The organism is Patescibacteria group bacterium (genome assembly GCA_027858235.1).
In the GTDB taxonomy this organism is placed as follows: Bacteria; Patescibacteriota; Patescibacteriia; order Patescibacteriales; family BM507; genus BM507.
Genome location: JAQIDC010000051.1, coordinates 13,746 through 28,525 on the forward strand (window position 1 = coordinate 13,746; position 14,780 = coordinate 28,525).

Sequence of the window (14,780 nt, forward strand, 5' to 3'; positions counted from 1 at the left end):
TATGAAATTTAAAAAAATATTTCTCCCACTTTTTGTAGCCACCTTTTTTTTATTTGCTTTCCCAGTTAAAGCTTACACTATTCCTTTTTCTCAAAAAACGCTTTTTTTTGGTATACAACCGGGGATTTTAAATGTTACTTTTGATAAGGCATCTTATTTTCCGGGAGAAATAGCGACTATGAGTATTTCTGTAACTAATCCAAATTCATTTTCTATTCCGTACGACATGTATTATAACAAGAATAGTACAATCTTTTGGCTTACTCAGTTGCTTGATCAAGTGTTTGTTGGTGCTAATGCAACTTCTGCTGTAATTGATAAACAATTTACAGCTTCAATGACCCCAGGATCTAAGTCTATTTATTTTTCTACCCATACTACCAACATTACCTTTACTGGTCTTATTGGGGATGCTCCGTATACCGTAACCTCTCCCCCAAACAATCCTCCAACCGCCACAATAACAAATCCACCAACATCAAGTATAACTAGAAGTATTTCTGATTCAGCAATAAATTTCACTTCATCTTCAAATGATTCTGATGGTAGTGTTGTTGCCTATGAATGGTCAAGTGGTTCTTGCGGAGGAACCACACTGGGAACAAACTCAACCCTATCTCGAGATTTTAATGTTGGTGGATCTAGTAATACTATATATTTCCGAGTTCAAGATAACGATGGTGCTTGGTCAACTTGTGACTCTGTGACTGTTACAGTAAACAACGTTGCTCCAACGCCTTGTAATATTTATGATTGTCCTGGTGGCTATATATATAATGATATTTCAGGAAATTGTGAAGCATATTCTGAATATGATGCTGATTTTACTCAGTGTAGTCTAATCATGGGTGGGTGCGATGTTCCTGCTGGAACAGGGTTATTGGCAGATTCATGTACTTCATTGCCTGCTAATACTTGTGGGATGACTGGATATACTCCGTGTAGTATTGATTTTGACAGTCAATGTGGAGTAGTGGGATTGCTCGATTGGTATAGTCAATATACCGATGGATCATTGTGGTGGTTAAGTGAAGGAATAAACTGCTTTGGAGCCATTGCACCAAATCCAATACCACCAGACACGGAATTTGTTTATTGTGACATGGGGTGTAACGTTACTTTTAAAAACACCTCTAACGTCTGCCCCTCCGGCGGAACTCTCAATACAGTTACAGATAAGTGTGAAGAATCTGATCCATCAGATTTTTTAGCCCCAACAGTGGTTACCGGGTATTTAGATACAGATGGTGTCACTTGTCTCGCATTCACGGATATTATAAATCCCTTAATACATATCACCACTCCAAACACAACTCCATTCAATATTTCAAACAACACAATCTCAGTTACCGCTCAAGCTTCAGACAATATAGACGTAACAAATGTAGTTTGGTTAAATGACAGAGGAGGCGGTGGTAGTGCTACTGAGCTTATTGATTGGACTGTTGCCAGTATCCCACTTCAAATTGGCGCCAATGTAATTACTCTCACTGCCTCTGATGCAGCAGGCAATACTGCAGTTGATGTAATTACTGTTAACTATAATCCTGACTCCTCCCCACCAACCATTAATTTTCTAACCCCAACCACAGGCAATTCATATACAGTAGTCACAAACACTATAATCTTAACCGGAAATGCCACAGATGATATTGGTCTTGATGATGTGGATTATCAAGTTGACGGAGGAGGTTGGTCTACTATTCCTGGTTCAAATAATATTAGTGGAACTACTAATAACTGGAGCAGAACAGTTTCTTCTCTCGATTACGGTTTAACTACTATTGAAATCAGGGCAAGTGATGATGCAGGCAATTCACACATTGAAACTTTCTCAGTATATTACCTCCCCCCAGACGGAGAACTAATCGGCTATATTTGGACCTCAACTATTGGCTGGATATCTATGAGTTCAAAGAATCTCACCTCAGGACCAATATATTACGGAGTTAAAGTAAACGAAAACACTGGTCATCTCTCCGGTTACGGCTGGTCTGAGAATGTCGGTTGGATTAATTTTGAAAGCGCAACTTCTACCCCAGACAGCAATCATTTTAATTCAGCTGGTCTCTGCGCAGATAACATATGCACGAGTGGTAATAATTGCACAGCTTGTTATGACCCTGTCGGCGGAGAGGTTCCAAGTGGCAATATCTATGGTTGGGCTCATGTAATATCCCTTGGTGACGATGGTTGGATTTCTCTTAGTAACGATAATCTTGGTTCTGCTCAAAACTATGGAGTAGAATATGATATAGATACTCATGAACTATTTGGTTATGCTTGGAGCGGGGCTAACTCATCTGCTAATGCTGAGGCAGGACTTGGTTGGTTGTCAACTAATTGTATAGACTATCAAGTCTGTGATGGTGGGGGAGGCTCTAGTAACGATGGTACATACTGCACTGTTGATAGTGATTGTGACGGAACTTGTTCTGTCGATGCCTGTAAATATAGTCCCTATAAAGTAATGGGTCTTCTCAACATTAGACCAAGCGTAACTTTTGATGAAAGCCTGGCTGTTAGAGAACTGCCTTGTGGAACATCAGATGGTCTAGATGGAGCTTGTTCAACAGACTGTGAAAACCACCCAGAAATATATTGGGATTATGTTGATCCAGAAGGATATCCTCAAGAAAACTATGAAATTGTTTTTGATAGAGACAATAATCCAGATAACTCAAATGAATATGACAGAAAGACTGAAACCAATACCACGGATCACTATATTCCAACTGATGAAGGCGTAACCATTAAATACGGAACTACATATTACGTTCACATAAAGGTTTGGGATAATTTTGGTGCTGAATCTGATTGGGAAAGTACTTCATTTACAACCCGTGACCACGCTCATCCGGATGCATCATTTGATTTCTTTATAGAAGAAGGTTCAGCTTCCGCTGAAGAAGAAATGCTTTTCTGGGATACTTCTGTATATTATTTTGACAGTACAAATGAAATCGATAACCCGGGAGCACCTGGTGAATGTGTAATACCAGGATGTGCTTATTCTTGGACATCTACTCATATCACCTCACTTGTTGATGCTAACACAGCCACTAGTACAGCAGTATTTCCAAATCAGGCTGATAATAGAGAGATGCATCTTGAGGTAACATATGATATTGGTTATTCTTGTTCAACTTCAACAACCTTGGATATAAATAAAAAACTACCTAGCTGGAATGAAGTTAGGTAGGGAACACATAGCACGCAACATGTAGCATAGAAAGACTTAGAAGTTAGACTTCCTATTGGAAGTCTAACTTCTTTTATATTTAATTTATTTTTAAAGATAGGGTACTCTATAGGGTACCCTATAGAGTACCCTATCTTTAAATAAAAACATCCAATGTCCATAAGACATTGGATGTTTTAGAATTGTTACGTGTTACATATTGTGTGCTATGTGTTTCTCTATCTAACTTTAATCAAAATATCATCTTTAACTCCTAAATCAATCGTAATTTTATCTCCTTCTTTAATCTTGCCTTCAATAATTTCCATAGCAATTTCATCTAGAATTATATTTTGGATAATTCTTTTTAGAGGCCTTGCTCCGAATGTTGGGTCATAACCCTTATCTGTAAGCATTCCTTTTACTTTGTTAAGAATCTTTAGTGTGATATTTTTGTTTTGTAGTCTCTTCTCAACTTTTTCAATTTCAAGTTCTACAATTTCAGATAGAACATTTTTAGGAAGACTCTTAAATATTACAGTTTCATCTATTCTGTTCAGGAATTCTAGTTTAAAGTGATCTCTTAATATCTTGTCAATTTTATCTTTCATTTCATTTTTTCTTGTGACTTCTTCTAACTCTTTAGTTGAATTATCAGAAAATCCAATTCCGTATTGTTTTATAACTTCGTTTCCTAAATTTGAAGTCATAATTATTACAGTGTTTTTGAAATTAATCACTCTTCCTTTTGAATCAGTTAAACGACCATCGTCGAGAATTTGAAGTAGTATGTTAAATACTTCTGGATGAGCTTTTTCGATTTCATCAAATAGAACAACACTGTAAGGTCTTCTTCGTATTTGATCAGTTAATTGTCCACCTTCCTCATGTCCGATGTATCCAGGAGGGGAACCAATGATTTTTGCAACTGCATGTTTTTCCATAAACTCTGACATATCAAGTCTAATTAAAGCTGCTTCATCGTTGAACATAAATTCAGCCAAAGTTTTAGCAAGCTCTGTTTTTCCAACACCAGTAGGACCAACAAACAGAAATGAGCCAATTGGTTTTTTCTCTTCATTTAATCCTGCGCGTGACCTTCTGAGAGCATTGGCGACTGATTTAATACCTTCATCTTGACCAAGGACTCGTTGTCTTAAAACATCTTCAGCACGAGCAAGTTTTTTGATTTCTGATTCAAGCATTTTGTTAACTGGGATTCCTGTCCACTTTGAAACAACAGCCGCAATATCCTCTTCGCTAACTTCTTCTTTTAGAATCTTTTGTCCATCTTTTTGTATTTTTACCAAATCTTGTTCTTGCTTTTTTACAACTTTTTTCAAATCAGGAATAAGAGAGTATCTAATTTCAGCAACCCTTGTTAGGTCATCTCCTTTTCTTTCAATAATGTCAGCTTCCGCCTTTAAATCATCAATTTTTCTTTTCGATTCTCTAACTCTAGAAATAATGGCTTTTTCATTTTTCCAGTGGAGTTCAAGCTGAGTTGCTTTTTCTTTTTTCTCAGCTAATTCTTTATTTAGAGTTCGAAGTTTATTTTGAGGATTTTTTTCGTTTTTTAAGGCAGCTTTATTTATTTCCAATCGTTTAACTTCTCGTTTTAATCTGTCGAGCTCAACAGGGGATGAGTCAATTTCCATTCTAAGGGCTGAGGCAGCTTCGTCAATTAAATCGACTGCCTTGTCAGGCAAAAATCTATCCGTAATATATCTAGCAGATAATTTTGCAGCAGCAATTGTAGCATCATCGGTAATAATAACACCGTGATGAACTTCATACTTTTCTTTAATGCCACGAAGGATAGAAATTGTATCCTCAATACTTGGTTCAGCGACATGAATGGGCTGGAATCTTCTTTCTAGAGCTGCATCCTTTTCAATATATTTTTGATATTCTTTTGTGGTTGTTGCACCAATGGTTTTTATTTCACCACGGGCTAGGGCAGGTTTGAGCATGTTAGAAGCGTCCATTGACCCCTCTGAAGCACCAGCGCCGACAATAGTATGTAATTCATCAATAAATAAGATAATCTTGCCTGATTGAGATTTTATTTCCTTTAAAACTGCTTTTAACCTATCTTCAAATTCACCCCTAAACTTTGCACCAGCAATAAGCGCTCCAAGATCAAGACTGATTAGTTCTTTGTCTTTTAGGCTTTCTGGGACATCACCATCAACTATCCTTTGAGCAAGTCCTTCAATGATAGCTGTTTTCCCAGTTCCAGCTTCACCAATCAAAACTGGATTATTTTTTGTTCTTCTAGAGAGAACTTGCATTAGTCTGCGGATTTCTTCATCACGGCCAATAACTGGGTCAAGTTTTTTATTTCTGGCCATCTCGGTAAGATTATTGGCGTATTTTTCTAAGACTTTATATTTTGATTCTGGCTCCATGTCAGTAACATTTTGGGAGCCTCTAATTTCTGATAATATTTTTAACACTTCATCGTATTCAATCTTTTCAGAAAGTAAAATAGTTTGTGCTTTTGATTTGACTCCGATAAGTGATAGAAGAAGATGCTCAGTCGAGATAAACTCGTCGTTTAGTTTATTGGCTTCTTTTTTAGCACGTTCCAAAATCATAGCAACTTCGGCTGTTCCCTCTACGGCTCCCGGAGTTTGCTTTGTTTTTGTCTTTGGTAGCTTTTCTATTTCATCATAAACCTCATCTTCTAATTTTTCAGGAGATATTTTCATTTTTTCTAAAATCGGTTTTATGATGCTTTCGCTTTGTTCAAGAAGAGCAACTAAAATATGCAGAGAATCAATCTGCGCCTGACCGTTGTCTTGGGCTATCATTTGAGCATTTATAATTGCTTCTTGAGATTTGTTTGTAAATTTATTGAACATTTTATTGTAAGTATTATTTTATATATTTAGCAGTCTAATCTTTTGAGTGCTAATACAAATATAGTACCAAAATGCCTATGTGTCAAGAGCAATTTCTTGAATACAATATTTATTATATAGGTCGATTATTAAGGATATATTATTATCTCTAAGAAATTCTAAGCACTAAATCCTAAATTCTAAACAGAATTAAAAATAAAAAATAATAATGTTCAAAACAGTTTTGAATTTTGAAAATTATAATTTAGTTATTGTTTAGTATTTAGGATTTAGGATTTAGTGCTTAGAATTTAAACTTCTTGATTTTTCAAGTAATACCTGTTATATTAAAGTATAATTTTAAGTAGAAAATATGTTCAAAACTATCAAAATTGTAATTATTAGCACATCTATTTTGTTGCTATTTTTTATTGTTCTATTTTTTGGATCTTTTCTTCACTTAAAAAATATTTATTCTCATACAATTATTGCAAAAGACAATTTGGAGCAATCTGCTGAATTAATGAAATCTAGAGAGTTTAGTTTAGCTAGAACTAAAGCAGGAGTCTCATATGATAATTTTTCTTCTGCCATGGGCGCACTTGAAAATATACAAGAGAATTTCATTTTTTCAAGGATTGAAACATCAAATAATATATTGAGAGACGTGTCTTTTGTTTTGTCGGCTGGAGTTAACCTAAGTAAAGCCAGTGTTAGAATAGCTGATCTTGGCCTTGGAGTAGAGAGCCTTCTGACAAATAATCCTGACCGTAGTTTTGAATCTCTTGATTCAGTGCAAAAAAGAGAACTTCTCAAATTAATTTATGAAAGCTCACCCGAATTTCATGGCATAAAAGCCAATATCGATTTATCTATAGACAGCCTAGTTAGTATTAATCCTAATGGCGTCTTTTATCCCATAAAAGATCAACTCTCAGAACTTGAGGAAAAAATAAGAGAGGCGAGCGAACTGATGAATAAAGTTTTACCAATTTCTGAGATGTTGCCTAAGTTGGCTGGTTACCCAACAAAATCAAATTATTTAATAGTTTTACAAAATAGTGATGAACTTCGTCCGACTGGGGGATTTATTGGAACTTATGGAATTCTGCAAATGGATTCGGGAGAAATAGAGCGCCTTGATACACATGATATTTATCATCTGGATATGCCCGTGCAAGATAAGATAAATGTAACTCCACCTGAACCAATAGCAAAATATTTAGTAGACAAGTGGTATATGCGTGATTCAAATTGGTCACCAGACTGGAAAGAATCTGCTCAAAAGATTGAATGGTTTTATGATTTAGAAAACTCAAAATTTCCAGAACCTGATATTGACGACTTTGTTGGAGTTATTGGAATTACTCCCGATTTTGTAAATGATTTGCTCGAATTCACAGGTCCACTTGAGGTAAATGGGGAGATTTATAATAAGGACAATTTTGTGGATTTGCTTCAATATAAAGTTGAAAAAGAATATGTTTTTTTAGGTGTTTCCTCTTGGCATAGAAAGGAAGAGGTTGGAGATATTTTATCTAAATTAAAAAAAGAGCTATTGAGTATGTCTACCGACAGATTGCCAGAAGTTATAAACTTAATTGATGACAACTTGGCTAGAAAAAATATACTGTTTTATTTTAATGACTTAGGGATTCAAGAAGTTGCAAAAAATTCAAATTATAGTGGTGAAATAAAAGACACAGATGGCGATTTTGTAATGGTTGTAGATGCTAATATGGCGGCCTATAAAACTGACGCAGTAATGGGAAAAGCAATCGAATATTCAGTTGATCAGAGTGTAGGGGGGCTATTTGCGAAATTGAAAATAAACTATTCTCATAGAGGCTTATTCGACTGGAAAACAACCAGATATCGTTCATACACAAGAGTATATGTTCCGAAGGGTAGTCAACTAATAAAGTCATGGGGAGGGAGTGATGAGCCAGTCGTTATTTATGATGAAGGAGATAAAACCGTTTTTGCTGGATTTATCTCTATTGAACCTGGAAAGATTAATAATATTTATCTGGAGTATAAATTGCCTGACAGTCTTAACCTGGACACGATTGCAAAGAATGAATATAGCTTGTATTTTCAAAAACAACCTGGGGCTAAAATTGAAGAATTGAAAGTTAATTTAAATTTTGATAGTATAATAGAGTCGTATAAACCCGTTGGATTCTTTGTGAATAACAAAGAAGGTGATAGAATAATCTGGACAGCCGATTTAGAGATTGATAGAGAATTTAAAATAAACTTTTAAAATATGTTGATAAAAAGAATAGGAATTGATTTAGGAACTACATATACTTTAGTACATTTGCCAAAGAGAGGAATAGTTATAAATGAGCCAAGTGTTGTAGCAATCTCAATGACAGATAAAAAGATTTTAGCAGTTGGGAATGAAGCCAAAGACATGCTTGGGAGAACGCCTGATACTATTGTGGCTGTTAAGCCTTTGAAAGATGGAGTTATCGCTGATTATAGAATAACTGAGGCGATGATTAGATATTTTATAAATAAAGCAATCGGAGGAGTCCGACTCCTCCGGCCAGAAGTTATGGTGGCGGTGCCTGCTGGTATTTCTTCTACCGAAAGAAGGGCAGTTATTGACGCTACTATTGCAGCTGGTGCCAGAGCGGCTTACCTTATTAAGGAGCCAGTGGCGGCGGCAATTGGCGCTGACATTCCGATTGGCTCACCTTCCGGCCACATGATAGTCGATATAGGAGGGGGAACTTCTGAAATGGCTGTTATTTCTTTAGGAGGAATTGTGTCTTCGGTTTCAGTAAGGATTGGAGGGAATAAATTGGATCAAGCCATACTTGAATATATTAGGAAAAAATATAATTTAGCCATTGGAGAGAGAACAGCCGAAGAGATTAAAATAAATATTGGTTCAGCCCTTTACCTGGAGAGTAAGCTAACAATGGAAGTTAAAGGAAGGGATGTAATAACTGGATTGCCAAGAAGTATTACAGCTACAAGTAATGATGTGACAGAAGCTATTCAGAACGAGCTTGAGGGCATAATAAATGCTTCAAAAAAAGTATTACATGATACTCCGCCAGAACTTTCGGCTGACATAATGGACAAAGGTATGGTTCTTTCTGGTGGAAGTTCGTTACTAAGAAATCTAGATCAGCTTTTGTCACGAACAACCGGAGTTCCAGCCTATGTAGCCGATGATGCTCTCCTGTGCGTTGCAAAAGGGACAGGGATCGCTCTAGATAATCTTGATTCATATAAAAGGTCAATCTTGGCCACAAAATAAAATGTTAATTGGAATTGACGCAAGTCGAGCAAATAGAAAATACAAGAGCGGCGTTGAATGGTATTCGTACTATATTATTCGTGAACTTGCAAAACTTGATTCAGAAAACGAGTATATCCTATACACAGACGAACCACTTCGAGAAGGTCTTGCTGACCTAACGTGTGCCTTTGACGTTGAAGATATTTGTTCAGAGGAAACAGAGGGAATTTTTGAGAAAAACGGACTCCAGAGAATTAAAAGCCCACACAATAATTTTTCTGCCAAAGTTCTCAAATGGAACTTTAATTTTCTATGGACTCAAGGCAGACTTTCTCTCGAGATGATATTTAGTCGACCGGATATTTTGTTTGTACCATCTCATACTTTACCTATTATTCATCCTAAAAAATCTATTGTAACTATTCATGATATTGGCTTTGTAAATAATACTGGTTTTTATTCAAGAGATAGGATGGGACCAGAAAGTAATCTTTATAAAAAATTTATAAATGTAATTGTTCGCATTTTTACACTTGGAAAATTCGGAGCCAACACTACTGATTATCTTTTTTGGTCAACAAAATTTGCCCTCAAAAAAGCTAAAACCGTACTAACAGTCTCAAAATTTACAAAAAAAGAAATTATTGACATTTATGGTGACAAAGTAAAAAATGTAGAAGTTGTTTATAATGGTTATAATAATAATATCTATAAAAAGATAGAAGATAAAGAAAAAATTCAGGAAGTTCTAGACAGATATGGTATAACAGGTCCCTATCTATTTTACGTTGGTAGGATTGATAAGAAGAAAAATATTCCTGAGCTAGTTGAGGCATATGCAATAATGCGTGAAAAAGATAAGAATATTAAACATAAGTTAGTTCTAGTGGGAAGCGCTAGTTTTGGCATTGATGAAGTTATGCAACTTTCTGAGGATTATAGACTAGAAAATGATTTAATAATACCAGGGTGGGTTGAAGAAGTTGATATGCCTTATTTATTTAACGGAGCTGATGCTTTTGTTTTCCCTTCAAAATACGAAGGGTTTGGAATCCCTTTGTTGCAATCCATGGCCTGTGGTATTCCTATTGCTGCTTCATGGGCAGCATCAATCCCAGAAATTACAAAGAAGGCAGCTCTATTATTTAATCCAAATAGTGTAGAGGATATGAGCGGGGCGATAAGTAGAATTATCAACGATGAAAAATTAAGAGATGAACTCAAGAAACTAGGAGCCGAAAGAGTAAAAAAATTCTCTTGGTCAAAAACTGCCGGCGAAATTTTAAAACTACTTAATAAAACATAGTGGGTATTAATATAAATTCAAGATAATAAATTTGTGCGATTAGAATATTTCACTTGCCTCGAAAGAGGTTTTTTTATTGTTATGTAATGATATATTTTTGCTTTTAATTTTTAGATAAAATATGTTATAATAAAACTGTTATGAAAAAAAAGTTAACAAGTATTTTTGTTGCATCATTAATCTTTTTGGTTTTATTGCCATTTGGTTTTGTTGGCGCAATAAATTTAGAAAACAATACATTTAAATCAGCTATTATTCCAACGGATTCTTATTTTAATAACGCTTGGTACCTCAATAAGATAAAAGCCGTGGACGCTTGGAACATTATTCGTGAAACTCCTGATATCACAATTGCTATTATTGATAGTGGTGTTCAGATTAGTCATCCTGATTTACGAGACAATATTTGGATAAATAGAAATGAAATAGCTGGAGATAATATTGACAATGATAATAATGGCTATGTTGATGATTTGAATGGCTGGGATTTCGTTGATCATATTCCTGATCCATCACCAAAGTTTGATGCTGATTTTACTGAAGACGGTGTTGTTCATGGCACTGTTGTTGCTGGCATTGCTGCTGCTTCAGGAAACAATGCTGCTGGTGTGGTTGGAGTAACTTGGAATGCTAAAATTATGCCACTTCGTGTTCTGAATGGGAGCGGTGAAGGGGATACAAATAAAGTAGTTAATGCTGTTGATTATGCTATCCGAAATGGTGCTGATATAATTAACTTTTCTTTTGTTGGTTTTGGATTTTCAAGTCAATTAAATTCAGCAATAAAAAGAGCCTATGACGCTGGAATCATTATAGTCGCTGCGGCTGGTAATGAGGGGGAAGATGGCCTTGGTCACTCTCTTGATGACAAAAAAATGTACCCAGTCTGTAATGATGGGAATTCTGAAAATTGGGTAATAGGAGTAGCGGCGACTGATCCGTTAGACCAAAAATCAAACTTTTCAAGCTTTGGATATGATTGTATAGATATTTCAGCCCCTGGAGTAAGTATGTTTTCAACATCGGTGTATTCTCCTGATAACTCAACAAACAGTGTTTCTTTTGATAAATATTATGATGGATACTGGTCTGGGACATCCATGGCGGCTCCAATTGTTAGTGGAGTTGTGGCTCTTATCAAGCAAGTGAATCCTAATTTAAGTAGGGACGAGGTGGTCGGAATACTTCTTGATACTAGTGATAATATTAATAAACTAAACCCAGAATACTTTGGAAAAATGGGTGTTGGTCGAGTTAATGCTTATAAGGCAGTATCAAAAGCTAAAGAAATTTTTGTTGACTATGAAGCTAGTATAGTTGTTAGTCCTGCTTCAAACAAGTCTAGTAATATAAAAATAGTTGACCAAAAAGGAAACCTAAAATCAGAATTTTTGGCATATACAGAGAACTTTAAAGGTGGAGCCAACATAGCCACTGGAGATATTGATGGTGATGGATATGAAGAAATAGTTGTGGGGGCGGGAAATGGTGGAGGGCCACACGTTGTTGTTTTTGATACTAATGGAAAATTGAAATATCAATTCTTTGCCTATAATTCAGGATTCAGAGGAGGTGTTAATGTCGCCGTTGCTGATGTAAATGACGACGGGGTAGATGATATAATAACTGGGGCAGGAGTTGGTGGAGGACCACACGTGAGAATATTTAACAAAAATGGAGATGTTTTAGGTCAATTTTTTGCTTACAATGATAATTTTAGAGGAGGGGTGAATGTTTCTGCTGGTGATATTGATGGAGACGGAGAGGTAGAAATTGTTACAGGGACAGGAACTGGAGGGGGACCTCAAGTGCGTATTTTTAAAAGTGATGGTAGGGTTGTTGGACAGTTTTTTGCTTATGATGAGAATTTTCGCGGTGGTGTAAAAGTCCATGTTGGAGATATTGATGGAGGTTCTAGTAGAAATAAAAAAGAAATAATAACATCCCCAGGACCTGGTGGTGGACCTCATGTAAGAATATTTAACAATTTTGGAGCTGTTTTAAATCAGTTTTTTGTCTTCGATAAGAAATTTAGGGGTGGTGTTAATATTGCTCTGGGAGATGTAAATAAAGACAATAAAATGGAGATAATAGCTGGGGCTGGTCCAGGCGGGACTCCACATCTTAGAGTTTATAGTACAAGCGGAGTTCTCTTGAGCTCTTTTTATGCATATGAAAATACCTATAGTGGTGGGCTTAATGTGTCAGTAATAAAATTAATAAACCCGTCAACTAACTAATTAGTTAGCAGGGCAGGCCCGTTATTTAGTGAATAGTTAGTCGGGTAGGACCATTAATTAATAAATATATAGTTAGAAAAAAATAAAATATGAAAAGGGCAATCTTTGATAAAAAAAATATATTAGTAGCTGGTGGTGCTGGATTTGTTGGCTCTCATCTTTGTGAAGAACTAGTAAAAAATTCTAAGGTTATTTGTCTCGACAATTTTTTAACTGGAGATGAGAAGAATATTGATTATCTTTTGTCGGACCCAAATTTTGAATTTATAAAACACGATATTACCCAACCAATAGATCTTGAAAATCTTCCTGAATTACAAAACTTCAAGATTCAGTTTCAAGGAATCCAAGAAGTGTATAATTTAGCTTGTCCCAATTCTCCACTAAACTTTAAGGACAATGTTATTAATACTCTTCTGGCAAATTCTCTCGGTACGAAGAATCTATTAGATTTAGCCATCAAGTACGAATCAAAGTTTTTGCATTTTTCTTCTTCAGTTATTTATGGCCCAAGAGAGGACGGAGGTAAAAAAGTAGAAGAAAAAATGATTGGCAGAGTTGATCTTCTTTCTGAAAGATCTTCTTACGACGAAGGTAAAAGATTTGCCGAGACTATGGTGGATAATTATCGTAATATTTATAATATTGATGCCAAAATAATTCGCCTATTTAGAACATACGGGCCCAGGATGAAACTAGATGATGGGAATATGATACCCGATTTTATAACGAACGCTCTTGATAATAAAGTGATTGATATTCCAGCTGATGAGAATTTTCACTCAACCTTTTGTTACGTGACTGATGTAGTGGACGCTGCTATTAAAATGATGGATTCAGAGAGTGCAGGGCCTATCAACATAGGTTCTGATGTCGAAGTGAGTGTATTTGATATTGCTCATAGAATAGTTAAAATGCTCAACTCTAAATCGGAAGTTAGACATGCGGATAAACACTTTTTTATTACCCCTCTTGCTATCCCTGATATTAATAAATCCAGGTCAGAGCTGGGTTGGTTGCCTATCCAAACACTAGATAAAGGACTCGAGGCAACTATTCATGACCTACGTGCTAACAAGGGGATTAGAAGAATCACTGATTCAATTTAATCCTCCTGCTCCACCAGCTGGCGGATTCGGAGGACAGGTCCTCCCAAAAAATAAATTTAATTTTAATAATAAATCTAGTCCACTATATGGTGTGACAGACAAGAAATATATGAATCCAAAAACAGCGATAACAATCCTTTTATTAATATTATCTTTATCTGTTTTGACAATACTGATGATTGTCGTCAATAAGGGTGTTAATAATTCTGCAGAAAAAAAATTAATTAATCAATCAAGTCAAGTTAATACTGAAGAAAAGGTTGATAATGTTATTTCTGAAAAAACAGATTTACAGAAAGAAATTGAGAGTAAAGATTATTCGGTTTATGAGTATCCAGAAATAGAGAAGCAAAAAGATGAAGCAAAGCTCAGATTAGAAAAACTCAATGCATTGCGTGGTGGATCTCCTGGACCAACAGAAGAAGAGGTTGCTGCGATGAGTCCCGAGGAAAAGGCTCAACTAGAAGCAGAGGCACAAGTAAGATTGGATAGGTTGAATGAACTAAGGAATGGCGTTGTTGAACAAAAATAGGAATAAATTTAAGTTTAAATCAAAAAATGTCATTCAAAAATTTATAGAGATGATAGAGAGGAAAAAATGTTTGTTATTAGAAAAAAGTTAAACAATTTCTAATTATAAATTTCGAATTTCGAATCAAATTATAATATTTAATTTTTTAAACATTAAGTAATTCAAAATTTAATCAAAATTCTAAATTAAAAACTAATAATTCAACTAATATGTTAAAATCACAACTAAAATTTATAATCACAATCGCTCTAGTTCTAGGGCTATCTATTTCTTTTCAGTCACTTATTGCTGCCTGGACAGCACCGAC

At 35.4% G+C, this 14,780-nt stretch carries 8 protein-coding genes; 7 read left to right on the forward strand and 1 reads right to left on the reverse strand.

Annotated features, from left to right (window positions below; genetic code table 11):
- The first annotated feature begins 1 nt into the window (after position 1).
- A complete protein-coding gene (locus PF572_04600) occupies positions 2-3,202 on the forward strand; it encodes a hypothetical protein (GenBank protein ID MDA3840343.1) in 3,201 nt (1,066 codons plus the stop codon).
- 218 nt (positions 3,203-3,420) lie between these two features.
- Here PF572_04600 and PF572_04605 read toward each other — a convergent pair whose 3' ends face one another.
- Positions 3,421-6,048: an AAA family ATPase gene (locus tag PF572_04605; protein MDA3840344.1), complete on the reverse strand. Its 2,628-nt coding sequence runs from the start codon at positions 6,046-6,048 to the stop codon at positions 3,421-3,423.
- Between the two features lie 352 nt (positions 6,049-6,400).
- On the opposite strand from PF572_04605, the gene PF572_04610 reads away from it, so the two are divergent.
- The 6 genes from PF572_04610 (at position 6,401) to PF572_04635 (ending at position 14,473) form a co-directional block, all read left to right on the forward strand.
- Positions 6,401-8,293, forward strand: coding sequence for a DUF4012 domain-containing protein (locus PF572_04610; GenBank protein MDA3840345.1), 1,893 nt, complete (start codon positions 6,401-6,403; stop codon positions 8,291-8,293).
- A 3-nt stretch (positions 8,294-8,296) separates the two neighbouring features.
- A complete protein-coding gene (locus PF572_04615; protein ID MDA3840346.1) occupies positions 8,297-9,304 on the forward strand; it encodes a rod shape-determining protein in 1,008 nt (335 codons plus the stop codon).
- 1 nt (position 9,305) lies between these two features.
- A complete protein-coding gene (locus PF572_04620) occupies positions 9,306-10,592 on the forward strand; it encodes a glycosyltransferase family 1 protein (protein MDA3840347.1) in 1,287 nt (428 codons plus the stop codon).
- A 140-nt stretch (positions 10,593-10,732) separates the two neighbouring features.
- Positions 10,733-12,832, forward strand: a complete 2,100-nt coding sequence (locus tag PF572_04625) for a S8 family serine peptidase (protein MDA3840348.1) — start codon at positions 10,733-10,735, stop codon at positions 12,830-12,832.
- A gap of 89 nt (positions 12,833-12,921) precedes the next feature.
- Positions 12,922-13,941 (forward strand): NAD-dependent epimerase/dehydratase family protein, encoded by a 1,020-nt coding sequence (locus PF572_04630; protein ID MDA3840349.1) that lies wholly within the window; start codon positions 12,922-12,924, stop codon positions 13,939-13,941.
- Positions 13,892-14,473: a hypothetical protein gene (locus tag PF572_04635; GenBank protein MDA3840350.1), complete on the forward strand. Its 582-nt coding sequence runs from the start codon at positions 13,892-13,894 to the stop codon at positions 14,471-14,473. The genes PF572_04630 and PF572_04635 overlap by 50 nt, the downstream gene beginning before the upstream one ends.
- Positions 14,474-14,780 lie beyond the last annotated feature (307 nt).

Excerpts from the sequence above, each read along its gene's own strand:
- PF572_04600 (MDA3840343.1), top strand. The coding sequence starts at position 2 with ATGAAATTTAAAAAAATATTTCTCCCACTTTTTGTAGCCACCTTTTTT.
- PF572_04605 (MDA3840344.1), bottom strand. The coding sequence starts at position 6,048 with ATGTTCAATAAATTTACAAACAAATCTCAAGAAGCAATTATAAATGCT.
- PF572_04610 (MDA3840345.1), top strand. The coding sequence starts at position 6,401 with ATGTTCAAAACTATCAAAATTGTAATTATTAGCACATCTATTTTGTTG.
- PF572_04615 (MDA3840346.1), top strand. The coding sequence starts at position 8,297 with ATGTTGATAAAAAGAATAGGAATTGATTTAGGAACTACATATACTTTA.
- PF572_04620 (MDA3840347.1), top strand. The coding sequence starts at position 9,306 with ATGTTAATTGGAATTGACGCAAGTCGAGCAAATAGAAAATACAAGAGC.
- PF572_04625 (MDA3840348.1), top strand. The coding sequence starts at position 10,733 with ATGAAAAAAAAGTTAACAAGTATTTTTGTTGCATCATTAATCTTTTTG.
- PF572_04630 (MDA3840349.1), top strand. The coding sequence starts at position 12,922 with ATGAAAAGGGCAATCTTTGATAAAAAAAATATATTAGTAGCTGGTGGT.
- PF572_04635 (MDA3840350.1), top strand. The coding sequence starts at position 13,892 with ATGACCTACGTGCTAACAAGGGGATTAGAAGAATCACTGATTCAATTT.